Source organism: Pseudomonas viridiflava, from assembly GCF_900602065.1.
Taxonomy (GTDB): domain Bacteria; phylum Pseudomonadota; class Gammaproteobacteria; order Pseudomonadales; family Pseudomonadaceae; genus Aquipseudomonas.
Genome location: NZ_UWFN01000294.1, coordinates 1 through 300, shown reverse-complemented (window position 1 = coordinate 300; position 300 = coordinate 1). Strand labels below are relative to the sequence as shown.

At 61.3% G+C, this 300-nt stretch carries 1 protein-coding gene; it reads left to right on the top strand.

Going from position 1 to position 300, the window contains the following annotated elements:
* Positions 1–300, top strand: a 300-nt coding sequence (locus EE949_RS22400; protein WP_241152861.1) for a glycosyl hydrolase, incomplete at both ends; no start/stop codon positions are given.

Here is a 300-nt window from a genome sequence, read left to right as displayed (position 1 = left end):
TGCATCGGTATCTGTGGGCACGCCCAGCGATTCGGTTCCGGCTGGTCCGGAACGAGACCAACCTGCTAGGCCAGGCCAACATGACGCCCGAGGCCGCTGCGCGCTTCTGGCCAAGGCTGGAACAGATCGCGGCGCAGACAGGTGTGAAGCTGGTAGGCCCGGCCATGAACTGGGGAACCATGTCGGGTTACGGCGACCCGGTGGTGTGGCTTGACGCCTTTTATGCCGCGTATCGATCGATGAATCAGAATCGCGACCCGCGCATCGACTACCTGGCTTTTCATTGGTACGACTATGGTC